At 56.1% G+C, this 24,212-nt stretch carries 22 protein-coding genes; 8 read left to right on the top strand and 14 right to left on the bottom strand.

The genetic code is table 11. The annotated features are described in order from the left end of the window. Nucleotides 1–15: 15 nt before the first annotated feature. Nucleotides 16–3,627 (bottom strand): exodeoxyribonuclease V subunit gamma, encoded by a 3,612-nt coding sequence (gene recC / locus QHL1GM_RS07025; RefSeq protein ID WP_071693823.1) that lies wholly within the window; start codon nt 3,625–3,627, stop codon nt 16–18. A 141-nt stretch (nt 3,628–3,768) separates the two neighbouring features. Here recC and ilvD point away from each other — a divergent pair, with 141 nt between their 5' ends. Next, nucleotides 3,769–5,451, top strand: coding sequence for a dihydroxy-acid dehydratase (gene ilvD / locus QHL1GM_RS07020; RefSeq protein ID WP_071693822.1), 1,683 nt, complete (start codon nt 3,769–3,771; stop codon nt 5,449–5,451). A 112-nt stretch (nt 5,452–5,563) separates the two neighbouring features. Further along, nucleotides 5,564–6,757, top strand: coding sequence for a chromate efflux transporter (chrA, locus tag QHL1GM_RS07015; protein ID WP_175540358.1), 1,194 nt, complete (start codon nt 5,564–5,566; stop codon nt 6,755–6,757). Between the two features lie 251 nt (nt 6,758–7,008). On the opposite strand, the gene QHL1GM_RS07010 is transcribed toward chrA, so the two are convergent. Further along, nucleotides 7,009–7,281 carry an XRE family transcriptional regulator gene (locus QHL1GM_RS07010; RefSeq protein WP_071693820.1) on the bottom strand — a complete coding sequence of 91 codons (273 nt, stop codon included), beginning with the start codon at nt 7,279–7,281 and terminating at the stop codon, nt 7,009–7,011. A gap of 221 nt (nt 7,282–7,502) precedes the next feature. On the opposite strand from QHL1GM_RS07010, the gene purE reads away from it, so the two are divergent. The 3 genes from purE to QHL1GM_RS06995 all read left to right on the top strand — a co-directional run bounded on the left by purE (nt 7,503) and on the right by QHL1GM_RS06995 (nt 10,937). Further along, the gene (gene purE / locus QHL1GM_RS07005) at nt 7,503–8,018 is read left to right on the top strand and encodes a 5-(carboxyamino)imidazole ribonucleotide mutase (protein ID WP_071693819.1); all 516 of its coding nucleotides are present in this window, start codon (nt 7,503–7,505) and stop codon (nt 8,016–8,018) included. 11 nt (nt 8,019–8,029) lie between these two features. After that, the gene (locus QHL1GM_RS07000; RefSeq protein ID WP_071693818.1) at nt 8,030–9,184 is read left to right on the top strand and encodes a 5-(carboxyamino)imidazole ribonucleotide synthase; all 1,155 of its coding nucleotides are present in this window, start codon (nt 8,030–8,032) and stop codon (nt 9,182–9,184) included. A 163-nt stretch (nt 9,185–9,347) separates the two neighbouring features. Continuing rightward, nucleotides 9,348–10,937 carry a diguanylate cyclase gene (locus QHL1GM_RS06995; RefSeq protein WP_071693817.1) on the top strand — a complete coding sequence of 530 codons (1,590 nt, stop codon included), beginning with the start codon at nt 9,348–9,350 and terminating at the stop codon, nt 10,935–10,937. Here QHL1GM_RS06995 and QHL1GM_RS06990 read toward each other — a convergent pair. The 9 genes from QHL1GM_RS06990 to QHL1GM_RS06950 form a co-directional block, all read right to left on the bottom strand. Beyond that, entirely contained in the window at nt 10,934–11,752 is an 819-nt protein-coding gene (locus QHL1GM_RS06990) for a TraX family protein (RefSeq protein ID WP_071693816.1), read from the bottom strand. The genes QHL1GM_RS06995 and QHL1GM_RS06990 overlap by 4 nt on opposite strands. A 78-nt stretch (nt 11,753–11,830) precedes the next feature. Then, nucleotides 11,831–12,973, bottom strand: coding sequence for a beta-aspartyl-peptidase (gene iadA / locus QHL1GM_RS06985; protein ID WP_071693815.1), 1,143 nt, complete (start codon nt 12,971–12,973; stop codon nt 11,831–11,833). Nucleotides 12,974–13,048: 75 nt separating this feature from the next. Next, entirely contained in the window at nt 13,049–13,846 is a 798-nt protein-coding gene (locus tag QHL1GM_RS06980) for a transporter substrate-binding domain-containing protein (protein WP_071693814.1), read from the bottom strand. Nucleotides 13,847–14,162: 316 nt separating this feature from the next. Beyond that, nucleotides 14,163–14,942, bottom strand: coding sequence for a transporter substrate-binding domain-containing protein (locus QHL1GM_RS06975; protein ID WP_071693813.1), 780 nt, complete (start codon nt 14,940–14,942; stop codon nt 14,163–14,165). Nucleotides 14,943–15,122: 180 nt separating this feature from the next. Further along, a complete protein-coding gene (locus QHL1GM_RS06970) occupies nt 15,123–15,854 on the bottom strand; it encodes an ABC transporter permease (protein WP_071693812.1) in 732 nt (243 codons plus the stop codon). Between the two features lies 1 nt (nt 15,855). Then, on the bottom strand, nt 15,856–16,557 hold the full coding sequence (locus QHL1GM_RS06965) for an ABC transporter permease (RefSeq protein WP_071693811.1): 702 nt from the start codon (nt 16,555–16,557) through the stop codon (nt 15,856–15,858). A gap of 15 nt (nt 16,558–16,572) precedes the next feature. Then, nucleotides 16,573–17,343, bottom strand: coding sequence for an ABC transporter ATP-binding protein (locus QHL1GM_RS06960; protein WP_071693810.1), 771 nt, complete (start codon nt 17,341–17,343; stop codon nt 16,573–16,575). A gap of 208 nt (nt 17,344–17,551) precedes the next feature. Beyond that, nucleotides 17,552–18,529, bottom strand: coding sequence for a succinylglutamate desuccinylase (locus tag QHL1GM_RS06955; RefSeq protein WP_071693809.1), 978 nt, complete (start codon nt 18,527–18,529; stop codon nt 17,552–17,554). A gap of 233 nt (nt 18,530–18,762) precedes the next feature. Next, on the bottom strand, nt 18,763–19,203 hold the full coding sequence (locus tag QHL1GM_RS06950; protein ID WP_071693808.1) for a hemerythrin domain-containing protein: 441 nt from the start codon (nt 19,201–19,203) through the stop codon (nt 18,763–18,765). A 211-nt stretch (nt 19,204–19,414) separates the two neighbouring features. Between QHL1GM_RS06950 and wrbA the strand changes: the two genes are divergently transcribed. Further along, nucleotides 19,415–20,014 (top strand): NAD(P)H:quinone oxidoreductase, encoded by a 600-nt coding sequence (wrbA, locus tag QHL1GM_RS06945; RefSeq protein ID WP_071693807.1) that lies wholly within the window; start codon nt 19,415–19,417, stop codon nt 20,012–20,014. Between the two features lie 104 nt (nt 20,015–20,118). On the opposite strand, the gene QHL1GM_RS06940 is transcribed toward wrbA, so the two are convergent. Further along, nucleotides 20,119–21,192 (bottom strand): tartrate dehydrogenase, encoded by a 1,074-nt coding sequence (locus QHL1GM_RS06940; protein WP_071693806.1) that lies wholly within the window; start codon nt 21,190–21,192, stop codon nt 20,119–20,121. A 135-nt stretch (nt 21,193–21,327) separates the two neighbouring features. Here QHL1GM_RS06940 and QHL1GM_RS06935 point away from each other — a divergent pair, with 135 nt between their 5' ends. Continuing rightward, nucleotides 21,328–22,269, top strand: coding sequence for a LysR family transcriptional regulator (locus QHL1GM_RS06935; protein WP_071693805.1), 942 nt, complete (start codon nt 21,328–21,330; stop codon nt 22,267–22,269). 13 nt (nt 22,270–22,282) lie between these two features. Here the strand turns inward: QHL1GM_RS06935 and QHL1GM_RS06930 are convergent, their stop codons facing one another. Then, complete coding sequence (locus tag QHL1GM_RS06930; RefSeq protein WP_071693804.1) at nt 22,283–22,816, bottom strand: lipocalin family protein; 534 nt, start codon at nt 22,814–22,816, stop codon at nt 22,283–22,285. Next, nucleotides 22,813–23,607, bottom strand: a complete 795-nt coding sequence (locus tag QHL1GM_RS06925; protein WP_071693803.1) for a zinc-dependent peptidase — start codon at nt 23,605–23,607, stop codon at nt 22,813–22,815. Before QHL1GM_RS06925 ends, QHL1GM_RS06930 begins: the two co-directional genes overlap by 4 nt. Nucleotides 23,608–23,727: 120 nt before the next feature. Here QHL1GM_RS06925 and QHL1GM_RS06920 point away from each other — a divergent pair, with 120 nt between their 5' ends. Continuing rightward, nucleotides 23,728–24,156, top strand: coding sequence for a secondary thiamine-phosphate synthase enzyme YjbQ (locus QHL1GM_RS06920; protein WP_071693802.1), 429 nt, complete (start codon nt 23,728–23,730; stop codon nt 24,154–24,156). Nucleotides 24,157–24,212: the final 56 nt, after the last annotated feature.

Genomic DNA, 24,212 nt, shown 5'->3' with positions numbered 1-24,212 from the left:
CGCCTTTTATAACCATTAGCCCTTCACGGAGCGGTGCAGCGGCGCGTAAAGCGCTTCGGTCAATGAGGCGAAGCTGTGGCCCAGAACCCGCTCTTTGAATAGCTTCTCGAAGCTAGGCCATTGGTGAGAGAGGTAGGCGCTTTGGGCGACTTCGCCGGTTTGAAAACGGCCACCTTCGTAGGCGGTTTCGGCGGCGGCGTAGGCGTCGCTCTCCGGTTCGGATTCTGGCGTGCCTTGCTTGGCCAGCCAAGCGAAAGCGGCCTGTGGAGCCAGCGGTAGCGGGGTCTGCATGCCATCCCACCAGGCGTTGAGTAGGGCATCTAGCTGGAAGCGGGCATTCTCGGCGTCTAAAGGCTCCAGGCGCACGTGGCCCGCTTTGGAAAGTAGCTGGGTGGTCATCGGGCGCTCAATATTACCCGCCAGGTGAGCGACCCAGGGGCGCAGCAGATGCTGCCAGCGGTATTGGCCGCGGCCACGCCCCTGGCTGATCAAACTGCTGCTAAGCAGTAGCAGGCGGCAGCGGTTGCCCGCGTCATCTTGGCGAAGCTCACCCAGCCAATCTTCCAGCGTTACCTCCCCTTCAGCTCTTTCAACAACATGCACCGCCTGGGGCGCTGCTACTACTTGGGGCCACTCTTGCAGCGCCTCTTCGTAGGCGCCAAACAGGGCATCCATGGGTTCTGCCAGCGCTTCGCGCATCCGCTCGCCAAAGGCACCCACCGCCAAAACGCCTTGGCCTTTAAAGCGTTCCAATTCTGCGTGCAGCGCTTCCACTCGCGGCTGGCCGTTATCCACCGCGTGGCGCTGGGCGGCGATTAACTGATCTTGCAACTGCCAGTTCTGTAGCCCGTCCAGGGTGAAGGGTTCTACATCCAGTTGGGTGAGCTCTTCCTGCTCGAAATAGACCCCCAGGCGGGTGTTGAAAAATGCCTTGGCGGGTTCGCGTAGAAAGCTGCCTAGCTGGTTCAGGGTTAGTGTGCCTTGCTGTTCGCTGTCCGGTTTAAGCGCCGCTGGCCTCTCTCCTGATCGGCTTTCGCTTCGCAGTGCGTGCAGAGCGTGCCACTCGTGGGCGTATGTAAATAGCCGTGCCTGGGCGGGGGAGTCGCTGGCCTGGGAAGAGAAGTAGCGACGGCTAAACGGCTGCAGCGGGTGCTCGGTGGTTAATGCTTCCAGCAGCGGCTCGCCGTTTTGGGTGTGCCAGCCCGCTTCCAGGTGGTCGCGTAGTTGGCCGACCAGCACCGAGGGCGGCATGGGATTGTTGTCGATCTGGCTACGACCCACCCAACTGATGTAGAGCTGCTGGCGGGCAGAGAGTAGCGCTTCCAAAAACAGGTAGCGGTCGTCTTCCCGCCGCGAGCGGTCGCCGGGGCGGTAGTCGCTGCCCATCAGGTCAAAGTCCAGCGGCGGCTGCGAGCGCGGGTATTCGCCGTCGTTCATGCCCAGCAGGCACACATGCTTGAAGGGAATGGCGCGCATCGGCATCAACGTGGCGAAGTTGACCGCGCCCGCGAGAAAGCGCTGGGAAAGGCTGTGCTCGTCGATTTGCCCTAGCCAGTGCTCACGCACCATGGAGAGCGGCAGGGGATCAAAAAGCTCGGCCTCTTCGGTGCTGTCCAACAGCTGCTGTAGTGCGGTCTCCAGCTTGGTGAGCATGACGCTTTCTTGAGCGTCGTCGGTGAGGAAGTAGGTTTCTAATAGCTCGCGTAGCCGGGCCACCCAGCTGGCGGCGTCGGCAGGCTGGCAGAAGGTTTCCCAAGTGCTTTCCAGCTTTTCCAACAGATTTGCCAGCGGGCCTGCCAAAGAGGCTTCCAGCCCGCCGATATCATCAAACGGCTCAATGCCTTGCCACGCCTCGGCACTGCCCACCGTATATCCAAGCAGCAGGCGACGCAGGCCAAACGCCCAGGTGTTCTGGGTCAGGCCTTCGGGAAGATCCAGCCGGGTGCGCTGTTCCGCATTGAGCCCCCATCGAATACCCGCACCCTCGATCCAGCGGCTAAGGGTGGGCAGGTCGTGCTCGTCGATGCCAAAGCGGGTGCGCAGCGCGGGAACTTCCAGCAAGTCGAGCAGATCGCTCACCGAGAGGCGCAGTTCAGGCAGGCGCAGCAGTTTTTCGAGCGCAATCATCATTGGCAGGCGGTGGCGGCTGGCCTGATCAGAAAGGGTATACGGGATGTAGCGTGGGTCGTCGGGTCTCGTGTTATAGCCACTGAAAGCGGAGCGATACTGGCCGAACACCGCTTCTATGTGCGGCGCGTAGCGGTCGATGTCCGGCACCATGACGATGATATCCCGCGGGCGCAGATCCGGGTCGGCGCTGAAGGCCGACAGCAGCTGGTCGTGAAGGATCTCCACTTCCCGCTGCGGGCCGTGGGCGATATGGAACACGATGGAGTCGTCGCTGGCGGGGTCGAGCGCGGGCCAGTGGGTTTGGGTTTCCGCCACGGGGCGCAGCTCGCGGATATCGTCCTGTAGCTGGCTGAGCAGGCAGTTGCGCTCTTCACCGCTAAAGGGCTCGAACATATCAATGCGCAGCGCCTGCTGCTCGAATAGGGTTTGATAGTTGCCCGCGTCATCGTGCTCGTCGAGCAGGCGTAAATAGTCGCGGCCCTGTTTGCCCCAGGCGGCCAGCAGCGGTTGGGCGTGAAGGTGCAGGGCGTCGTCGGCATCGCCGGTGCCCAATACATCCAAAGCGTCGGGCATGCCTGCCTTGCGTCGCTGGCGGTAGCGGCTGGCGCGGAGCAGGTCTTTATGCTCGATAATATCCGCCCAGTAGTACTGGCAGGGGTTGTGAACGCAGAGCACGATTTGGCAGCAGCGCGAGAGCGCCGCCAGGGCTTCCAAGGTTTGCTGCGGCAGTGACGATATGCCGAAAATAATTAGCCTCCGGGGCAGGCCGTGTGGGCAGTCCTGGCCTTCCAAATGCTCGGCGGCTTCCAGGAAACGGCTGTGTACCTGGGCGCGGCTGCTGTTAAGACCCGCCTCGCCTAGATTATTTGCCACATCGTCGCGCAGCGCGCGCCACAGCTCTGGCTGCCACAGTTGGTGCGCTTCCAGCGGGCGGGCTTCGCCACGGGCGGTGATCAATACATCGTTACCCTTGGCCCAGGCGTCCAGCCAGTCGGCGCGATACACTTGGTATTGATCGAACAAATCCGCTAGCCGTTCAGCCAGTTGGTAGTGCTTGCGCTGGTCGCGATCGACCTCTAAGAAGCGTGCCAGCGGCGCAAAGGCTTCCTGCTCGGCAAGGCTGGGCAGCAGGCGCAGAAGTCGCCATATCAGCCGCGACTTATCAAATGGCGAGGTTTCGGGCACTGCCTGCTCGTCATGGGTCAGCTGGGTTAGCACCGTGCGGTAGGCCTGCCATAGAAAGCGCGCGGGCAGCGTGACGTTCAATGCCGCCGCTATGCCCGCACCGCCTTGGGCCGGGTCTTCCGCCAGCGCCAGTTTTAGCCACTGCCCAATGCCGTTGCTCTGCACCAGAATGGTTTCATTCTCCAGCGGCGAGAGCGGGTGTCGGCGCATCCACTCCACCGCCAAACCGCGCAGGTCTTCCAGGCGATTGGCATGCACCACCATAAAGCCCGGCGTTAGCGGCGTTTGCGTGAGCAGAGAGTTTGCAGACATGCACGATTCCTTAATGGATGGTGCCTCACGGCGGTGGCGGGGCGACTAAGTGTATGGTGCCATAAGTTAATCGTCTTGCGGGATGCGACATATATCGCCAAGCTATGCGGATACTGTGAGCCAAGCAACGAGGAATTCCTAATGAGCGAGTCATCGCAACACGCCCGCCGCCACTCTTCCCAAGTGGTCGATGGCCCCGGTAAAGCCGCCAGCCGCGCCATGCTGCGCGCCGTGGGTTTTACAGATGCCGATTTTCAAAAGCCCCAGGTGGGCATTGCGTCTACCTGGAGCATGGTGACGCCCTGCAATAGCCATATTAATGAGCTGGCCGAGTTTGCCCGCGATGGCGCCGATGCGGGCGGTGGTAAAGGTGTAATTTTCAATACCATTACTATTTCCGATGGTATTGCTAACGGCACCGAAGGCATGAAGTACTCGTTGGTATCGCGGGAAGTGATCGCCGATTCCATCGAAACCGTGGCGGGCTGCGAAGGCTTTGATGGCTTGGTGGCCATTGGCGGCTGCGATAAGAACATGCCTGGCTGCCTGATGGGCCTGGCGCGCTTAAACCGCCCCAGCGTGTTTGTTTACGGCGGCACCATTATGCCCGGCAAAGGGCATACCGATATTGTTTCGGTCTTTGAGGCTATGGGCGCGCACTCCCGTGGTGATATCGACCTCATCGAACTTAAAAATATCGAAGAAACGGCGATCCCCGGTCCCGGTTCCTGTGGCGGTATGTACACCGCCAACACCATGGCTTCGGCCATTGAAGCCTTGGGCATGAGCCTGCCGGGTAGCTCGGCGCAGAATGCTATCTCCCAGGAGAAGCGCGACGACTGCAAAGCGGCAGGCGAAGCAGTACTGGCGCTGCTGGCGGACGATATTAAGCCTTCCGATATCATGACACGCGAGGCTTTTGAGAACGCCATTACGGTCACTATCGCTTTAGGCGGTTCTACCAATGCGGTACTGCACCTTATCGCCATGGCGCGCACCATCGGCGTTGAACTGTCGCTGTCCGACTTTACTGAAATTGGTAAGCGCGTGCCGGTACTCGCTGACCTGCGCCCCAGCGGCCATTACATGATGAGCGAGCTGGTGGCGATTGGCGGTATTCAGCCACTGATGAAAACCTTGCTGGACGCGGGCCTGCTCAACGGCAACTGCTTGACCGTCACCGGCAAAACGTTGGAAGAGAACCTGGCCGAAATCGAGCCTTATCCCGCCGAGCCGCCGATCATTGCATCACTGGGTAATCCGATTAAAACGGAAAGCCATCTGCGCATGCTCTACGGCAACCTGGCACCGGAAGGCGCAGTCGCGAAGATTACCGGCAAAGAGGGCACACGCTTCTCTGGTTCTGCGCGGGTATTCGGCTCTGAAGAAGAGGCCCAGGCACGCATTAACGATGGCACCGTAGTCGCCGGCGATGTGGTGGTGATTCGCTATGAAGGGCCGAAAGGTGGCCCCGGTATGCGCGAAATGCTGACCCCGACCTCGGCGATTATGGGCCGCGGTTTGGGCAATGACGTGGCGCTGATTACCGATGGGCGTTTCTCGGGTGGCAGTCACGGTTTTGTGGTCGGCCATGTGTCACCGGAAGCGTTTGACGGCGGCCCGCTGGCGCTGGTGGAAGATGGCGATACCATCACCATCGATGCCGAGGCAGATACCATTGACGTTGATCTCTCTGACGAAGAGCTAATCCGCCGTCGCGCCGCCTGGCAGCAGCCAGAACCCCGCTATACGCGTGGTGTGCTGGCTAAGTATGCGCGCTTGGTTAGCTCGGCCAGCACCGGGGCGGTGACCGACCAGGAATAGTCCGCGTTGCCGTTATGAGCGTATCGTCATGAACACGCTGTCATAAAGAATTAAAGCGCAAGGCTTAGTATAAAAGCCTTGCGCTTTTTTAATGGGATAACAGGTGGTCGAAATGGTGGAACAAACGCAGGCACGCGGGCGCATAGGTGAGGTATTTTGGGCATTTTTAGCGCTCGGCTTAACGTCCTTTGGTGGCCCGGTGGCGCACCTTGGTTATTTTCGTACGGCCTTTGTTGAGCGGCGCCAGTGGTTAACTGAAAGCGCCTACGCTGATTTAGTGGCGCTGTGTCAGTTCTTACCGGGGCCTGCCAGCAGCCAGGTGGGCTTTGCTCTTGGCTTACTGCGCGCGGGGCCTTGTGGGGCTGCCATGGCGTGGCTGGCTTTTACGTTGCCCTCGGCGATCATCCTGGTGCTGTTTGCGTTTGGCGCGGCGGTGCTGGATGGCCCCATTGCCAGTGGCATAATCCATGGCTTAAAAGTGGTGGCGGTGGCGATTGTGGCCCACGCGGTGTGGGGCATGGCGCGTAATCTCTGCCCGGATAAAACCCGCACGGGCATCGCGCTTGCGGCGGTGTTTACAGTGGTAGTGGTCAGCGGCCCGTTGGGCCAGGTCGCGGCGATTGTGTTGGGTGGCTTAGCCGGGCTGGCGCTGTGTCGCGATAGCGCCGCTGCTACGGCAAGCGATTCGCTGCATTTTCCAGTATCGCGCAAGGCTGGCATGGTAGCGCTGGGGCTATTCGGTGGGCTGTTGATTCTGCTGCCGTTACTGGCGGGAGCCGCTGCTTGGCTGGATATCGCCGATGCGTTTTACCGTTCTGGTGCGTTAGTGTTTGGCGGTGGGCATGTGGTGCTCCCGCTGTTGGAAGCCGAGGTGGTGCAGTCGGGTTGGATCACGCCGGATGAGTTTTTGGCGGGTTACGGTGCCGCCCAGGCAGTACCAGGGCCGCTATTTACCTTTGCCGCTTATTTAGGCGCACTGCTGCCCGGTATCAATGGTTTAGTTGGCGCCCTGCTGGCGCTGCTGGCGATCTTTATCCCCGGCTTTTTGCTGTTAGTGGGCGTGCTGCCGTTTTGGAATCAGTTTCGTCAGTGGGCAAGCGCCCAGGCACTGATGCGCGGTGCCAATGCAGCGGTGGTGGGTATTTTAGGCGCGGCGCTTTATCAGCCGGTGTGGACCAGCGCGATCATTGGCGCAGAAGAGTTTGCGCTGGCGCTTACCGGTTTCTTGCTATTAACCGTATGGAAGCTGCCCGCTTGGGTAGTGGTGGCTGTTGTAGCGTTTGGGGGAATTGCGATTGCGCCGTGAGCAATGAGACATTGCTTGATCATTGCGAGCTCGAGGAGAGATTGCTTCGTCGCAGGCTCCTCGCAATGACATTCTTCTTGTCATCGCGAGCAAAGCGCGGCGACCTCGATTTTTAAATTACCAACGAAGTGAAGTAATCGCGGAGTAGGGCTTGAGATAGGGCTTGAGCGAGAAGGAAAAAGTTTCTTTGCAGACCGCCGAGAGGCGGTCTGCGTGGAGTGGAGAAATGGGAACAGCAGAAAAAGTGTCTGCTATGGCGCCTCCAGCTCTAAGGTGCGACGCAGGGCGTGGAGTTCATCCACTCCCAGGTGCTCAAGCCTTCCGGCGAGCAGGTCGCTAATTTTCTGAACGGGAAGCCCTGCCCGACGGGCAATTTCTCGGCTTCCTAAATCTGATACAGCGATCAGACGCGTGATAATACGCATTAATCGCGTACGTTTTTCGAGTTCCCTGACTTCGAGGTCAGGGCTGCTTCGCGGAGGATCAAGCTGGTCCGCAGTGGCAGTTGCGCGTGCCGTGCTCATGTGGCTCCATCAGTCTGAAATGACAAACACACAATGCCGCCAACCGGTGCGCATTTCAATGCCTATTTTGATGAAAATTTCACGACCTCGGCAAAGCCCGCAAACGGGCTAGCTCTGGTAAACTACGTGCCTTCCAATTTTTATGTGTATCGGGTTCGGTACACGCTATTTTTTCGATTTTTTATCTCGCTGTTATAGGCCGTTGGGCCGAGGAGTTTTGCATGTCGTCGAACAGCGCACCCAAGGTGGGCGTGATCATGGGTTCCAAGTCTGATTGGCCGGTCATGGAGCACGCTGTTTCCATGCTGGAGCGTTTGGGCGTGGCTTATGAAACCCGCGTAGTGTCAGCGCACCGCACGCCTGACCTGCTGTTCGACTATGCCAAGAGTGCTGCTGATCGCGGCTTGCAGGTTATCGTGGCGGGCGCGGGCGGCGCTGCTCACTTGCCAGGTATGGTGGCCTCACAAACGCCACTGCCAGTGCTGGGTGTACCGGTGGAGTCTAAAGCGCTAAAAGGTTTGGATTCGCTCCTTTCCATTGCGCAGATGCCGGGCGGCATAGCGGTGGGCACCCTGGCGATTGGCAAAGCCGGCGCGACCAACGCAGGTTTGCTAGCGGCGCAGATCGTTGGCCTGCAAGATGCGGCGGTACGCAGCGCTGTCGAAGCCTTTCGCGCAGAGCAGACTCAGAAAGTCCTCGATAACCCTGATCCGCGCCCCGAGCCGGAAGCGGAATAAGGAGTCTGGCTATGAACTCTGGTATTGCAAAGAGCGACGTTGTACAAAACATTGGTGTACTGGGTGCAGGTCAATTAGGCCGCATGTTGGCGCTAGCGGGTTATCCGCTGGGTAATCGTTTCACGTTTTTAGATACCACGGGTAACCCCAGTGCGGGTATTGGCGATGTAATTGTCGATCCTAATAATCAGCACCTGGCTGAGTTTTTGGCCAAGGTGGATGTGGTGACCTACGAATTCGAACACCTGCCCGTTCAGCTGGTGCGCGAGATTGAGCAGCACAAACCGGTCTACCCCAGCAGCCGTGCCATTGAAGTGTGTCAGAACCGGGTCGAAGAGAAGACACTGTTTGATCGTCTAGGCATTCCTACGCCCGCTTACCGGGTAGTGGAGAGCGCCGAGCAGCTAGAAGCAGCCGCCCGTGAGTTGGGTTGCCCGGTAGTAGCTAAATCGGTCACTGAAGGCTACGACGGTAAAGGCCAGGCAGTCTTGAAACAGCCCGAGCAGGCTGGCGAGGCGTGGAACGCGATTGGGCACTCGCAGCTAGTCGTTGAGGCCTTCGTCGATTTCGTGCGCGAGGTCTCGATGATTGCCGTGCGTGGCCGCAATGGCGAGGTGGTGTTCTATCCCATGGCAGAGAACCAGCATGTAGATGGCATCCTGCGTTATTCCGTTGCGCCGCTGCCCGATCTGGATGCCAGCGTTCAGCAAACCGCTGATGGCTATATTCGTGCGCTGTTAGATGAGCTGGATTACGTGGGCGTGCTGGCGCTAGAGCTGTTTCAAACCCGCGATGGCAGCTTACTGGCTAACGAAATGGCGCCTCGGGTGCATAACTCTGGACACTGGACGATGGACGGCGCAGTGACTAGCCAGTTTGAAAATCACCTGCGTGCGATACAGGGCTTGCCCCTAGGCGATACCCAGGCGATTGCCCCCACCTGCATGATTAATGTGATTGGGCATGAAGGCGATAACGCGGCGATTCTAGCGCTTGCCAATACGCATCTGCATCGCTACGACAAAGAAGAGCGCGCCGGTCGTAAGCTCGCCCATATCAATATCCTAGCGCCCAACCATGCCGAACTGTTGGAAAAAGTGAACACCTGCAGTGCGTTGCTGCCAGAGGCACCGCCGCCACAGTTAAGCTTTTCCATCAAACAGTAGTTTCTACAGCCGCCTGCTTATCTCAGGCGGCTTTTTTGTACCAATGTTGACCAATCATGCAACTTTTATCGCTAAAAGTGGCTAAATGCGCTAAAAAGGAACCACAACAAAAAATCAGCTAATTATGCTGATCTTAATAGCGACTTTTAGGCGGATAGTCAGTATGCCTCACTCTTCAACTACTGGGTCTGCCCCTAGGCTGCGCAGTGGTTTCCATCGCGACCACCATGTCACTGTAAAGCGCCTACATAGCGAAAAAGTACGTCTGCTGTACGACAATCTTTGGCAACCGGTGCTAAGCAGCGTGTTGGCAGGAATACTATTAGTAGCCGCAATGTGGCCAGTGGTCGCAAGCTGGGTACTGCTCACCTGGCTCGCAGTATTGACCTTTGTTTCGTTCGCTCGCCTTGCCTTGGCCTACTATTTTCGCCGCTTACCGGCACAGCAACAGCAGCGTCGCCGCTGGCTCTATCGATTTAGCGCCGGGGCGATTGCAGCTGGCTGCGTATGGGGTGTCGGTGGAATCGTTCTGTTTACTGGCGAAAATCATGGCCAGGTTGCGGCGCTCTCGATTGTACTGGCGGGCATTGCTGCTGGTGGAGTCACTACGCTTTCTGCCGTGTGGTGGGTGGCGCTCGGTTTCGTGCTGCCAATTTTGCTCCCGCTGTTAGTTCAGTTTTTACTATTAGGCTCACCGCTAGCGATCTTGATTGGCGCCATGCTTAGCCTGTTTCTCGGCCTGATTGTTACCACCAGCCGCCGGTTAAGCCGAATTATTCACGATAACATTGCCCTGCGGGTGAGTATGTCCGCCCGGGAGGCGCAGCTGCAAGAGAGCGAAAATCGCTACCGCTCGATCTTTCAACACTCGCCGTTAGGTGTGCTGCATTTTGATGGTCAGGGATTCGTCACTGACTGCAATAGCAAGCTGCTGGAGATACTGGACGTTAACCGCGCGCAGTTGCTCGGCTATCGGATGTTATCCCGCTCGGCGGACCCAGAAGTGGCCAATGCAGTACGCAATGCCCTAGCTAAAGGGACTGGCTACTATGAGGGCACTTACTATCTGCCCAAAGCGAGCGCAGGCACCCCTTTGCGAGCGTTTTTTAACGGCGTGCATAGCGCCAGTAATGAGATGGTTGGCGGTGTGGCCATTATCGAAGACTTTACCGAGCGTAAGCGCGCTGAAGCGATCATCTACCGTCAGGCGTTCTATGACTCACTCACCGACTTACCGAATCGGCGGCTGTTTATCGAGCGTTTGGCCACCCTCTGCGATGAGAAACAAAAAGGAGTCCAGAGCGGGTTACTGATGTTCTTGGATATGGATCGGTTTAAATTGATTAACGATACCTTAGGGCACGCTGCTGGCGATAATTTGTTAGTCCAGGTAGCCCGCCGACTGGAAAGTTGCCTGAGCGAAGGCGACATAGCCGCACGCCTGAGCGGTGATGAATTTGTGTTGCTGGCGTTGTTTGATGAGACCTCGGCACCCGACCTCGAGGCACGCGCTGAGAGTTATATGCTCAAGGTTCAGCAGGCGCTCTCTCAGCCTTACCGACTGGCAAGCCACGATACGGACGTCACGCCGAGTATTGGCTATACCTGCTTTACTACAGCCGCCTGTGACCACGAAGACGTGCTTAAACAGGCGGATATTGCGATGTATCGCGCTAAAACAGAAGGGCGGGCGCAGCTGTGCCGCTATCAACCCTGGATGCGCGATAAGCAATGCAGTGATCCAAACGCTTAAGTCAGTTGACCGATTAGCAGCAGCCATAACGCGATTAACGCAAAGTGGCCGGGGTACCATGCCAGCCATAAACGGCGCGGCATCACTAAGCCGACTGGCGGGATTCGTTGAGCTGCACCTGCAGCGAGTACCAACACGATGACGCAAGTGCCTACGGTAAACGATTTGGCCATATCAGAGGCGTTCATTTGCCCAGCAATCCAGAGTACCGGAAACGCCGCTAAGCCTGCCCACAGGCGCGCTTGAAAATGGCTTTCTGCTTGACTCAAGGCGTGCAGAGCGAACATTAGTAGCGGAATTAGCAGCAACCCGTTGTGGCCGTACTCCACCCAAAACCCGAGCAAGTACCAAACAGTAACGCCTACCGCCGCGCCTGCTAATAGCCAGGGAAACCCCAACGTTTGCTGCTGGTAGTGCTGCCAGCCTTGGCGCACTAGCGCCCCTAAGGCTAAGCCGCTGGCGAGGGTAAAGCAGACGTTGAGGATAAAAGCGTCTGACGTGCGCGGCATCATCATGTAGGGGAGTTGGGCCACCAGGCCGATAATCAGAATGCGCCGCGAGTAGCGCAGCGGATTACGGGTATTAAACAGCCCGTGCCAGGCCACCATGGCGGCAAACAGTGGAAAAGCGATACGGCCAATGGAAGACCCCGCCCAGTCTAAATCCCAACCACCGGGCAACACATAGCGCGTGAGGTGGTCGACGGTCATGGTGATCAGCGCGAGCCACTGCCCCCAGCCTGTCCAGTGGGAAGACGGGCGCAAAGACGCAGCCGTCTCTGTTGCTACTGAGTGGGGCGCTGATTTTTCAACCATGTAACCTCCTTGTAGGGTTCTGTTGTGGAGTAAAGACCCGTAATACTGGCGCTAGTTCGCGGCCAGTACTTGTTGAATTCAGTCTGTATAGATGGGCTTCCCTAACGCCCACACTTGGTCAATCGCCCAGCGCCCGTCTGAAAGAACAATAAAATCCGCATCGCTACCGGCCGTCAGGCGGCCTTTATGAGGCAGCTTTAATGTATCTGCGGCGGATGTAGCTGCGCTGCGAAGAGCGTTCTCCATGCCGATCTGGTGCTCATTAATGCACTCACCCAGGACGTCAAACAGGCTGCTTAGTTTACCCGGTTTTAAGCCGATAAAGCGGTGCTGTTCGTCAAATTGCGGTAGCGAGGCGTTGGCATCCGATGAGAGGCTGATACGTGCAGGCTCAATACGCGCCCTAAGCGCACGGGCAACCGCCTCTGATGCAGGCACTTCACCGCCTGCCAAAAGCTCGGGCGTGGTACTCGTGGTGAAATCAATGCGGCCGCCTTCGCGCGCAAAGCGCAGACCATCTTCAAACAGCGCTGGTGTGCGGTTGATATGGGTCGGGTAGAACTGCGTAAGAGGGATGGCGCTGTTCTTAGCGACGCTGCGTAGTGGCTCAAGGTGCGAGTCAGCATCGCCGGTATGAATAAACACAATCCCCGACTTGCCCGCCAGCAGCCCCGCGGTACGTGCATCAGACGCTAGTCGCGTGAGTTCGTGAGTGCTGGGTTGGGAGCCACGATGGTCGCTAATTGCTACTTCACCCACCCCGATAAACTCAGGAATATAAAGGATGTCGCTGGCTACCGACCCGGTCAAGGTAACGGGAGGAAGCTGGTAAGAACCGGTATAGGCGTAGGTGGTTAAACCGCCTGCGGCAAGCTCTCGTGCTTTGCCAATTAAATTAGCAGGGGTGCGGGTTAGCGCATCGGTGCCCAAGGCGCCTATTAAGGTAGTTACTCCAGAGGCGCAGGCTTCTTCAAGGCTGAGTTCCGCCGTACGGTTACCAAAACCACCTTCGCCGCCGCCGCCAATATAATGTACCAAGGGATCTACCAAGCCTGGAATGACGCGCCTACCTTCTATATCTACCGTGGTAATCAGTGAGCCCAGGTTAAACGCTTCAGTGGCATCGATTATCGCTGCAATGCGCTGGTCGGCGATCAATAAATGGCATAGGCCTTGAGGCTCTGGGGTGAAAAGCTGAGCGTTTTTAACGAGCGTTAGCATCGCATTCCTTAGTTTTTGATTTCAGGTTATAAGAACGCCGACCCGAAGGTCGGCGTTATCACACCATTGGCGTACTTAAAGGCGCACATCGTAGTTGAAGTAACGGTTCATTATTTCATCATAAGTGCCATTATCTTTTATGGCACGCAGCGCTTCGTTAAAGCGTTCAGCCAGCGCTTCATCACGAAGACGAAACGCCACGCCTACCCCTTGGCCGAAAATATGCTCAGGCTGCTTAATAAAATCGCTGATGCGTTGGAAATCGCTCTCTGGCGTATCAATATCGATGGCGGCTTCGGCGATTGGGTAGTCCATGAAAGTGAGATCCAGTCGACCGGCCAAAAGGTCGGTCACTACATCATCCACCCCGGTATAGCGACGGATCTCTAGGATGTCTCCATATAGCTCAGTGACGTAGTTATCCTGCAGGGTGGCCCGCTGCACGCCCACGGTTAAGCCTTCCAGGCTATCGCGATCCTCAATATTGATGTCGTGCTCATTGGTGGTGATCCAAGCACTGGGGGTGGTGTAGTAGGCTTCTGAGAAAAGCACGCGCTGGGCACGCTCCTCGGTAATTGCCATAGACGACATAATGGCATCGTAGTTGCGTGCCAGTAGGCCGGGAATAATGCCGTCCCAATCCTGCTCAACCCAGGTGCAGCTCACTTCAAGGTGGTCGCAGACGGCGTTACCCAGTTCGATCTCAAAGCCGGTGAGTGTGCCGTCGGCTTCGCGGTACATGAAGGGTTCGTAGGGCACATCGACGCCGAGCCGAATCTCGTCGTAGTCACGTGCGGTGGCGGAAATTGAAACAAACGACGTCGTTAAACCGACCGCCAAGGCAGCGGCCAGTGTCAGCGTTGCAGAACGCATAGTCAGTCTCCTGAAAACAATTTTTTAGTTAGTGGGTGTTACAACGCGCAAAGGCTTTTAAGTGCGCCAAGCGCAGGGGTTGCGGTGTGTTATGAATACACGGCAATAGTCACGCGCAGGGGCGTGGAATGGCACGGGCGTGCCAAAGGGGGAAGGCTATTCGTCGAACCACTCGCTCAGGTAAAAGCTGTCAAAGTAGCAGCTCGTGCCTGGGCGTTGCGCGCTTGAGGACTGCGCTAGAAAGGAAGGGGTATAGGTCATAGAACAATATCGCCTAAATACCTCCCCGACGTTTAAGCCGGGGAGGAGAGAGCAATTACTCTGCGTCTTCTTCACCAAAATAACGCGTGTAAATTTCGTCGTAAGTGCCGTCTTCTTGTACTTCAGCCAGGGCTTCGTTGAACTGCTCGGCCAGTGCTTCGTCGCGCTGACGGAAGGCGATACCAAAACCGTCACCAAAGTACTCTTTAGGCTCGCTAATGCGCTCACCAACCACCACATACTCAGCTTCTTCGCTTTCCAGCAGTGTGGATTGGCCAATCGGGAAGTCGAGGAACACGATGTCCAGACGCTCAGCTTCCATATCCAGCACCATATCGTCGGCGGTGGAGTAGCGGCTGATGTCGGCGACGTCACTGAAGTTGTCAGTCACGTAGTTGTCCTGCAGGGTGCCGCGCTGAACGCCGATGGTCATGCCTTCCAGCGTCTCTTTAGTGGCTTCGCTGATGCCCAGGTCGCTGGCAGCAAACCATGCAGAAGGCATAGTGATGTAGGGGTCGGAGAACAGCACTTGCTCACGACGCTCGTCGTTAATGGTCATGGACGACATGATGGCGTCGTAGTTGCGTGACATTAGGCCGGGAATGATGCCATCCCACTCCTGCTCGACCCACTCGCAGGTAACGCCCATGCGGTCGCATAGCTCGTTGCCAAGGTCGATATCAAAACCGGTCAGCTCGCCTTCAGCGGTGCGGAATTCCATCGGCTCGTAGGGAACGTCTACGCCAATGCGCACGTTGTCGTAATCACGCGCCTGTGCCGAGGAAGCGGCGGCGACTGCCAGGCCGAGCAGCGAAAGAGATAATAATTTTTTCATATTGTTACTCCGTAGAAAGTGGGTTCACTTGAGAGTGATCCCCGTTATAACTGACAAATAGTTGTTAACCGACAATTAAATTAACCCAGGTTGGCGCTGACGAAAAGAGGCTGTCTGCTTTTGAACCAACGTTTGTTTGACGGTTGCACTGTTTTTCCATGATCAACCGGTTTTCCATGATTAAGCATCTTGCGGCCGCAGGTGGGCGAGCAGCTTTTTCTCCAAATAACGAAAGAAGAACAAAATCGCGAACGTTAAGCATAGATAAATCGCGGCCACGAATAGAAACGCCTCGAAAGGGGCGTAGTAGCGAGCGTAGACAAAGCGTGCGGCACCGGTTAAATCCATCAGCGTGACCACGCTGGCAATCGCGCTGGCGTGAAGCATAAAGATCACTTCGTTTCCGTAAGCGGGCAGGGCGCGGCGAAAGGCGCTGGGCAAGATGATTCGACGCATCATTAAATTCTGCGACATGCCATAGGCACGGGCGGCCTCAATTTCACCTTGGGCCGTGGATTTAATGGCGCCCCGGAAAATCTCGGTAGTGTAAGCGGCCGTATTCAACGTGAAGGCGATAAGCGCCGGGTAGAAAGCTTCGCGCAGCACCGGCCATAAAAAGCTCTCTTGGATACCATCAATAAAGACTACGCCGTAGTAGATGATATAGAGCTGAATCAGCAGTGGCGTGCCACGAAATACGTAGGTGTAGAAGTAAACCGGCAGGCTAATCCATTTATGCTTCGAGCTGCGCATAATGGCCAGCGGCACAGCGAGAATTAGCCCCGCAATCAGCGATAAAAATACCAGTTGGGTGGTCGTGACCAAGCCTTCCCAGTAATAACCCAGCGTATCCGCGGTGAAAATCACGTTACCTGCTAGCAGGTCATTGAACCAAGTGGAAATATCGAGCATATCAATGACCTCCAAAGCCAATGTCGTAGTGTTTCTGCAGGCGCGCAAAAATCCATTCGGATACGCTGGCAATGAGTAGGTAGGCTACGGCGACGGGGAGCAAAAAGGTAAACGGCTCATGGGTCGCTCGGGAGGCTTCTGCTGCCACCCGCACCATATCAGTCAAGCCAATGACCGAGACCAGCGCGGTGGTTTTGAGCAGTACCATCCAGTTGTTGGATAGCCCCGGTAACGCATGGCGCATCATTTGCGGAAAGCGGATGCGACGAAACACGAGGCCGCTGCTCATGCCGTAAGCTTTGCCTGCTTCGATCTGACCGTTATCCACCGCCATAAAGGCGCCGCGGAAGGTCTCGCCCATATAGGCGCCGAAGATAAAGCCAATGGTCAGCACGCCCGCTGCGAAGGCATTGAAGTTAATATAAATGTCGACGTCGTAGTTGTAATAGAGCATGTCGCTGATGGCGTTAACGCCAATCTGACCGCCAAAAAACAGCAGCATCATCAAAACGAGATCCGGCACGCCGCGAATCAGGGTGGTATAAACCGTGGCTGTGCGTCTTAAAAACCAGTTGCGCGACATCTTCGCACTGGCGGTTAGCAACCCTAAAATAATCGCTAAAATCAGCGACAGCACCGCTAATTGAACGGTAACGCCTGCCCCCTCGATCAGCCGGGGGCCATAACCTTGCAAATCAATCATGGTGAGCCTCGCGGATCAGTATTTAGGTGCCAGGAATTGCTGCAGGCGCGGAGATTGCGGGTTGCCGAGCACTTGATCGGGCGGGCCAGCCTCTTCCACCAGGCCCTGGTGAAGGTAAATCACTTGGCTGGAAACATCCCGGGCAAACCCCATCTCGTGGGTGACCACGACCATGGTGCGCCCCTCTTCAGCGAGGCCGTGCATGACTTTCAACACATCGCCGACCAATTCTGGATCAAGGGCGGAGGTGGGCTCGTCAAACAGCATCACTTCTGGGTCCATCGCCAATGCGCGAGCAATCGCACCGCGCTGCTGCTGACCGCCGGACATCTGCGCCGGGTAGGCGTTGGCGCGGGCCGTTAAGCCGACGCGGTCAAGCAGGGCGTGGGCGTGCTCCAGGGCTTCTTTTTTGGGTTTTTTCAGCACATGAATCGGCGCTTCGATGATGTTTTCCAGCAGCGTCATATGAGCCCACAGGTTGAAGCTCTGGAACACCATGGAGAGCTTGGCGCGCATTTGTACCACCTGCTTCCAATCTTCGGGCTCCCGGCCGTGCTTAGTGGTTTTAAAGCGAATGGGTTCGCCATGGACAATGAGGTCGCCATCGTCGGGCTGTTCAAGCAAGTTCATGCAGCGCAAAAAAGTACTTTTACCCGAGCCAGAGGCACCGATTAGGGTAATCACATCGCCCTTTTGGGCTTGTAATGAAAGACCTTTCAGAACTTCCGTATCGCCGAAGCGTTTTTTAATATTACGCACTTCAAGGGGAGTAGGCGTAGCGGCCATATCATTGGCTCCAGTACAGAGTTGCCGCAGCAACAGGTGGGTTTGATGCGGCTGGCGCGAAAAAAGGGGCGATTCTATCAGGCTGGGCGCATTATGCGCGCTTTCCTTCTAACATTATGCACTCGACGTTAGTCTTAGGGACGTCGAGGGGCCTGTTGTCGCCTCACCATTATTATTGTCTTGGTCAATAGAGGTTTTGCTTGGCGGGTTAAGCGATAGGCGCCACCAACAGTGCGGCACGGGCACCCACCTCTACCTGGGCATTGGGAAACACCACATAGAGTGGCGTATCACCCACCCTAAAATCACCCGCCTCACCGTCTTGGGCCAGCAGGGTGCCTGGCTCAAATCGGCTGAAGTTAGCCGTGTCCTCGGCAAAACAGAGCTGGAAGTCCTCGGAGTGACGCATTAACTCGTGTTGAACCTGAAAAAACTGCATTTGCGCGGCGGGCTGATTGGGCGGGCGGTGACCCTCACTAAGCGCCGTAAGCAACTCCTGCATCGGTTTTAATGATGCCATATCGTTGTGGCCAAAAGGGGCTACGCGGCCCAGCTCAAAGGTAAATGCCTGAGCGGCGTGATAGTGCTTGCTGTAGTGAGAGAACGTCCAGCTATGCTGGTGTTGGTGCAGCACCGCCTGCATGTCCGCCGCCGCTAGCCAGCCCCACTGCTCGGCATCAGTGGATTGTTCGGCAAAGGGTTCCACGATGAAACGGGGGTAACGACTATCCCGAATCGCGGTATGTAGGTCGTAGTGCAATTTGGGTAGCCCGGTATGGCGAGCATAAAAACCATCCACAGCCGCCATCAATTCCCGGGCGCGATCCGGCTCCTCGCCCTTAGCGGTTTGGTCACGGCTAAATAGCCGGTTTAAATTGGTAGTCAGAAATCGCTGCTGCGCCTTAAGCGCAGGTAGGTTGCCGAGAATCACCAGTACGGGCGCACCAAGCGATATGCTGCCCGCTTCTAAGCCGCTTAGCCATTCACCCACCAGCTCAACCGGCGCGGTTTCATTGCCATGAATTGCCGCTGAAAAAATGCACGCGTGGGAACCCTGGCTTGCCGTGGTGGGAGTGAGCTCCAAAATGCCAGGCGCATGCAAATGGTAAGTGCCGCTTGCGAAGTCTCCTTGGCTGGCGGCAGGGAGCTGCCCGTCAAGCGACCAGTCGAGCCATTGGCCTAGCATTTTCGCTCCTCAGTAATTGTTATCAGATTCGTTGTCAGTATAAAAAGCGTGCTTAGGTTTACCACGCTGGGCGTGTGTCACAAACCTGCAGGTCGTTCAGGTGTAAAAGCCTAGCGTATTCGTGAAAAAGCGTATTTATGAAACAAGAGGCAACCGAAAGTGGCCCTACTAAGTAACGAACATAAAAAAGCGCCCATGGGATGCATGAGCGCTTTTTCAATTTGCTTTTCAGATTACGCTGAGCGTTGGCGCTGCATTTCTTCTTGGTACTCGCTAGCAAGCGATGTCTTTTGTTTATCTTCTAGGCCACGCCCCGCTAGTTGGAAAACCTCTTGCTCCTCTTCATCCAGGTGATGGGTGACTAAATCCTGGAGCTGTTTGGCGTGGGTCAGCCAGTGAGTAGCGCTGTAGTCAGTTTCATCGAGCAGCTCTAGAAGCTCGTCAATTTCATGATGTTCAGCAACGCTATGGCGGGCTTTTTCCTGGGTCAGATCAATCGACATCATCGGAATATAGAGCGCCCGTTCTTCGGCGGCGGCGTGGTAGTGCAATTCGGCACGCACCTGCTGATATAGGCTGTCGCGCTCGTCGCTGTCTCCATGTGTTTCAACTAAGCGGGCGAGCAGGTCGCGCTGAATATCGTGATCCTTACGCAGGGCTTCAAAAATCGTCATTCCAGACTCCTTGGATACGTTTGATGTAGGCAAGTCAAAGCTAGTGGTGGATGGCGTAAAGTGCAAGGTGGCGTTCGTCGATGAAATCGACGCCCAGGGACGAAAACATTCGCTTTTTTCTATGCTTGAGTGAGCTATGTTATTTGTACTGTTTATTGGGCGACGTCCATTGCACGACTCATAAGTGAAAGCCTAAGTGAAGGAGATAATGATGACGAAGGTACTGGTACTTTATTATTCCATGTATGGCCATATCGATACGCTGGCCCAGGCCGTTGCAGAAGGCGCAAAGGGTGTGAGCGGCGTTGAAGTAACGGTAAAACGCGTTCCTGAAACAATGCCAGCCGAGGCGTTTAAGAACGCAGGCGGTAAGCAGGATTACGACACCCCGGAAGCGACGCCTCAAGAGCTTGCCGATTACGATGCGATCATTTTCGGTACACCCACCCGCTTTGGTAATATGGCTGGCCAAATGCGCACCTTCCTTGATCAGACCGGCGGTCTGTGGGCGAAGGGCGCTCTACGTGGCAAAGTCGCCAGTGTTTTCACCTCTACCGGTACCGGCGGCGGTGATGAGATGACCATTACCTCTACCTGGACCACGCTAGCCCACCACGGCATGGTGATTGTGCCGATTGGCTATGGTCTTGAAGAGCAGTTTGATATTTCTAAAGTCAGCGGCGGTACGCCTTACGGCGCCGCAACGCTGGCGGGTGGCGATGGTTCGCGCCAGCCCGATGAACGTGAACTGAAAATCGCCCGTTTCCAAGGCGAGCTAGTCGCGAAAACGGCTGCCAAACTGGCTAGCTAATCTGTTTAAGCCAGTAATGCAAAAGCCTCGCCGGAGCCATCCGACGAGGCTTTTTTGGGTTACTGCTCATCTACTCGCTAGTTGTACACCTTACTTCGCTAGCTTCATTTTACCAGCTTCTCGGCAATCGCTTTGCCTAGGCTCGCAGTGGTGCCTTCTCCACCCACATCGCGGGTAAGTACGGTGGCATCTCCCTCACTTAATACTTCCTCAATAGCTGTGACCATCGCGTCACCGGCTTCTTTATAGCCGAGATGCTCCAGCATCATGGCGCCTGACCAAATCTGACCGATAGGGTTGGCAATGCCTTTACCGGCGATATCCGGCGCGCTGCCGTGTACTGGCTCGAACAGGCTGGGAAAGTGGCCTTCCGGGTTGATGTTGGCCGAAGGGGCAATGCCGATGGTGCCGGTACAGGCGGGGCCGAGGTCAGAAAGAATATCGCCGAACAGGTTGCTGCCCACGACGACGTCAAACCAATCCGGGTGGAGAACGAAGTTGGCGGTGAGAATATCGATATGGAATTTATCCACCGCGATCTCTGGGTAACCTTTGGCCATTTCGACTACGCGTTCATCCCAGTACGGCATGGTGATTGAGATGCCGTTGGATTTGGTTGCGGAGGTGAGCTTTTTACGCGGGCGGGTTTGGGCCAGCTCAAAGGCGTACTTCAATACGCGGTCAACGCCGGTGCGGGTCATGACCGTGTCTTGAATAACCACTTCACGGTCGGTGCCTTCAAACATTTTGCCGCCAACGCTGGAGTACTCACCTTCGGTGTTCTCACGCACCACGTAAAAATCGATATCGCCAGGTTCACGGCCTGCCAGCGGACTTTTGATGCCGGGCATGAGCTTGCAGGGGCGCAGGTTGATGTACTGATCAAAACGGCGGCGAAACTGCAGCAGTGAGCCCCACAGGGAAATATGATCGGGCACTTTGTCGGGCCAGCCCACAGCGCCATAAAACAGCGCATCGAAGCCTTTTAACTGCTCGAACCAATCATCCGGCAGCATTTTGCCGTGCTCCAGGTAGTAGTCACAGCTGCCAAACTCAAAGGTGGTGAACTCAAGGTCAATATCAAAACGCTTGGCGGTGGCTTCAAGGGCGCGGATGCCTTCGGGCATTACTTCGGTGCCGATGCCGTCACCGGCGATAATGGCAATACGGTGGGTCATAGTGACTCCTAATCTTGTTAGTTATGGCGAATGCTTATGAGTAATGAATAGAGTGTAGCGGCTATTTTGGCGGAGATAATCAGGCTACTATTCAAGTTATTGTTTCCTGAAAGTGCAGAATGGCTAAGGAGTGAAATGGCGCACCTGGATGATTTGGCATTTTTTCAGCACTTGGCACGGGCGGGTAGCCTGACCGCGACTGCTCGCGAGCTGGGGCTATCGCTCTCGGCGGTGAGCAAGCGGCTAAAACAGTTGGAGGCGCGCCTGGGGGTAGAGCTAGCTGCTCGCACTACGCGGCGGTTGACGCTAACAGCTGAAGGCGAGCGCTATTTGTCCCGTGGCGCACTGATTTTGGATGAGCTGGAGGAGCTGGAGAATTCACTGGGTGAGGGGGCCAATCAAGCGCTTAGCGGGCGTTTGCGGGTAAACGCCACTTTTGGCTTTGGGCGCCGCCATATTGCGCCGCTGCTGTCACGCTTTTGTGCCGATCACCCCGAGGTGGAAGGGTGGTTGGAGTTAACCAATTTTCCGCTCAATTTGAGCGATCACGGCTTTGATATTGGCATTCGCGTGGGCGAACCACCAGAATCCCGCTTGGTCGCGCGGCGTATTCTGGCCAATCGACGGGTGCTCTGCGCGTCGCCTGATTACATTGCCCAGGCGCCACCTCTGCAAGTACCGGCAGATTTGCAGCAGCACGCCTGTTTGGTGATTCGCGAGAACGACAGTGATTTCCCGCTTTGGCGCTTTGAACAAATCGCCCAGCCTGCAAAAGGACTGGCTGGAAAGGTGCAGTCGATAAAGGTCTACGGTCGATTAGCCAGCAACGATGGCGAGGTCATTACCCGCTTGGCTCTGGACGGCCACGGCGTGATGCTGCGTTCCTGGTGGGATGTTAATGAGCACCTTGCCAGTGGCGCATTGGTAGCGCTGTTGCCAGGCTGGCAGAGTGTACGAGCGGACTTCTATGCGGTGTATGAACAGCGCAGGCATGTGCCCGCCCGGCTGCGCGCTTTTATTGACTATGTGCAGCGTGAAATGCCGGGACGGGTGTCGATATGGCCGGAAGGGAGCTAATCAGAAGCTACTATCAGCTAGGGCAAGCCTCACCTTGGTTAACATCAATCAGCTCGTCAGTGGGAAAATCCAGCTCGGCTGCCCGCTGACGAAGACGCTCTTCTGTCGCACTATCCATTTCCGCTGTGCGTGAAAGTATCCACAGGTAGTCGTGGTTAGGGCCCGCCACTAACGCCCATTGGTAGTCATCATCCAGCTCAAGGACGTTATAACCGCCGTAGAAGGGGCCGAAAAAACTCACCTTTAAGCGCCCAACGCTTTCATCGTCAATAAAGTAGGCGCGCCCTTCAGCCTCATCCCACTCTTGTTCTTCAAGGTTGTAACCACGGTTGATCACTCGCACACCACCGTCATCGCGCTGGCTGTACGTAGCGGTAACGCAATCAAGGCCACGTTCAAAAGAGTGATCCAGGCGGGCAATTTCGAACCACTGGCCCAGGTAGCGGTCTAGCTCAAAGCCTGTGACTGGCTGCGTGCCATCCGGAATGCCAGTGCAGCCGGTGAGTAGGGCCATACTGACGACGCTGCTGCCTAGCAGTGTTTTCATTGAGGACTCTCCTTGTCGAGTAATCTTTTCAGCGGTTGTTGATTAAAGTAGCGACAGAGTAGGGCATAGAGTGCCGGGTAGGCAGCTTCTAAGGTAATAGGGTCGCTAAAAAATAGTTCGCAACAGACGGCATAACACTCGCCAGGGTGGCTGGCCGCGTTGTCATCAATGGGCGTTACTTCTCCCCGTGTCAGGCGCTGATTAAGATCGTCCCATACGCTGGTAAAGACCTGATGCCACTCGCTTGGGCTGATATCTCTGGGTAGCGGCGGGAAACCGTCGATATCCATTGAGTTGCCCATATCGAGTTTATGGGCAAGCTCATGAATGAGAACATTGGAGCCGCTGAAATCACCACTCTTCATTAGGTCAGTAAACGAAACGATGACCGCACCCTGATAAGAGGTTTCCCCCGCGAGGGTATCGCTATACAAGTGAACCACGCCCATTTCATCTACTTCTTCCACTTCTCTGCTGAACCCGTCGGGCAAAATGATTATTTCATGCACGTTGGCGAAGGCTTCTAGATGCTCGGCCTCTGTCCAGCCTAAGGTTAGCAGGCAGGCCTGCCCGGCGAGTGCCAACTGCGCGGCGAGGTCAAAAGGTGTTTCCCGCAGGTCAGAATGCAGGGTGATACGCTTGTGTTGTAAGAAGTGCCAGGCCCGCTGGCTCAGGCGTTCAGCATCGGCCTCGTCTAGTGTCGTGAGCAGGGCCACGCGACTCTGTGCTGCCTGCCAAGCAGAAGCAGGCAGTGGCTGTTGGGTGAATCGATCGAACCAGCGGTGAATCATCGGCTATCGACTATGTTGAGTAGTAGGAGATTGAGTAGTAAATGTGGCTATTTTGCCATACAAAAAGAGCATGCTGGTGATGAAGTGTTTCCGGTTACATAACAAATAAAGGTGGTGTTTATGTGGTGCCAACAAGAGATCCATTTGCCTGAAATGGAGCGCGGCTTTCATTTGATAACTAATGATGTAGCGCGGGCCTTGCCGTGTTTAAGCGACTGCCATATTGGCATGCTGCATTTACAGCTGATGCACACCTCTGCCTCGTTAACGCTCAATGAGAACACTGACCCGGATGTGCGCCACGATTTAGATGCATTTCTGCGTCGCTTGGTGCCCGAAGACTTGCCCTATTTTCGCCATACACTGGAAGGCCCCGACGATATGCCGGCCCATGTGGCCGCCAGCTTGATGGGCACGCAGCTAACGCTGGCGGTTCGCGATGGACGACTGGCCTTAGGTACGTGGCAGGGTATATGGCTGGGAGAACACCGCAATCAGGCTGGGCAACGTCGGTTACTGGCCACATGGAACGGGTGTGAAGCGCGCTAACCAGGGGCGCCACCTCGACTTAGCGTTGCTGTATAGTGGCGGGTACCCATTTTTAT

It is taken from the genome of Halomonas sp. QHL1 (assembly GCF_001882345.1).
Classification (GTDB): domain Bacteria; phylum Pseudomonadota; class Gammaproteobacteria; order Pseudomonadales; family Halomonadaceae; genus Vreelandella.
This window is presented reverse-complemented; position numbering and strand designations above follow the sequence as displayed.

Coding starts and splice junctions, on each gene's coding strand:
- recC (WP_071693823.1), bottom strand. CDS start 3,627: ATGTCTGCAAACTCTCTGCTCACGCAAACGCCGCTAACGCCGGGCTTT.
- ilvD (WP_071693822.1), top strand. CDS start 3,769: ATGAGCGAGTCATCGCAACACGCCCGCCGCCACTCTTCCCAAGTGGTC.
- chrA (WP_175540358.1), top strand. CDS start 5,564: ATGGTGGAACAAACGCAGGCACGCGGGCGCATAGGTGAGGTATTTTGG.
- QHL1GM_RS07010 (WP_071693820.1), bottom strand. CDS start 7,281: ATGAGCACGGCACGCGCAACTGCCACTGCGGACCAGCTTGATCCTCCG.
- purE (WP_071693819.1), top strand. CDS start 7,503: ATGTCGTCGAACAGCGCACCCAAGGTGGGCGTGATCATGGGTTCCAAG.
- QHL1GM_RS07000 (WP_071693818.1), top strand. CDS start 8,030: ATGAACTCTGGTATTGCAAAGAGCGACGTTGTACAAAACATTGGTGTA.
- QHL1GM_RS06995 (WP_071693817.1), top strand. CDS start 9,348: ATGCCTCACTCTTCAACTACTGGGTCTGCCCCTAGGCTGCGCAGTGGT.
- QHL1GM_RS06990 (WP_071693816.1), bottom strand. CDS start 11,752: ATGGTTGAAAAATCAGCGCCCCACTCAGTAGCAACAGAGACGGCTGCG.
- iadA (WP_071693815.1), bottom strand. CDS start 12,973: ATGCTAACGCTCGTTAAAAACGCTCAGCTTTTCACCCCAGAGCCTCAA.
- QHL1GM_RS06980 (WP_071693814.1), bottom strand. CDS start 13,846: ATGCGTTCTGCAACGCTGACACTGGCCGCTGCCTTGGCGGTCGGTTTA.
- QHL1GM_RS06975 (WP_071693813.1), bottom strand. CDS start 14,942: ATGAAAAAATTATTATCTCTTTCGCTGCTCGGCCTGGCAGTCGCCGCC.
- QHL1GM_RS06970 (WP_071693812.1), bottom strand. CDS start 15,854: ATGCTCGATATTTCCACTTGGTTCAATGACCTGCTAGCAGGTAACGTG.
- QHL1GM_RS06965 (WP_071693811.1), bottom strand. CDS start 16,557: ATGATTGATTTGCAAGGTTATGGCCCCCGGCTGATCGAGGGGGCAGGC.
- QHL1GM_RS06960 (WP_071693810.1), bottom strand. CDS start 17,343: ATGGCCGCTACGCCTACTCCCCTTGAAGTGCGTAATATTAAAAAACGC.
- QHL1GM_RS06955 (WP_071693809.1), bottom strand. CDS start 18,529: ATGCTAGGCCAATGGCTCGACTGGTCGCTTGACGGGCAGCTCCCTGCC.
- QHL1GM_RS06950 (WP_071693808.1), bottom strand. CDS start 19,203: ATGACGATTTTTGAAGCCCTGCGTAAGGATCACGATATTCAGCGCGAC.
- wrbA (WP_071693807.1), top strand. CDS start 19,415: ATGACGAAGGTACTGGTACTTTATTATTCCATGTATGGCCATATCGAT.
- QHL1GM_RS06940 (WP_071693806.1), bottom strand. CDS start 21,192: ATGACCCACCGTATTGCCATTATCGCCGGTGACGGCATCGGCACCGAA.
- QHL1GM_RS06935 (WP_071693805.1), top strand. CDS start 21,328: ATGGCGCACCTGGATGATTTGGCATTTTTTCAGCACTTGGCACGGGCG.
- QHL1GM_RS06930 (WP_071693804.1), bottom strand. CDS start 22,816: ATGAAAACACTGCTAGGCAGCAGCGTCGTCAGTATGGCCCTACTCACC.
- QHL1GM_RS06925 (WP_071693803.1), bottom strand. CDS start 23,607: ATGATTCACCGCTGGTTCGATCGATTCACCCAACAGCCACTGCCTGCT.
- QHL1GM_RS06920 (WP_071693802.1), top strand. CDS start 23,728: ATGTGGTGCCAACAAGAGATCCATTTGCCTGAAATGGAGCGCGGCTTT.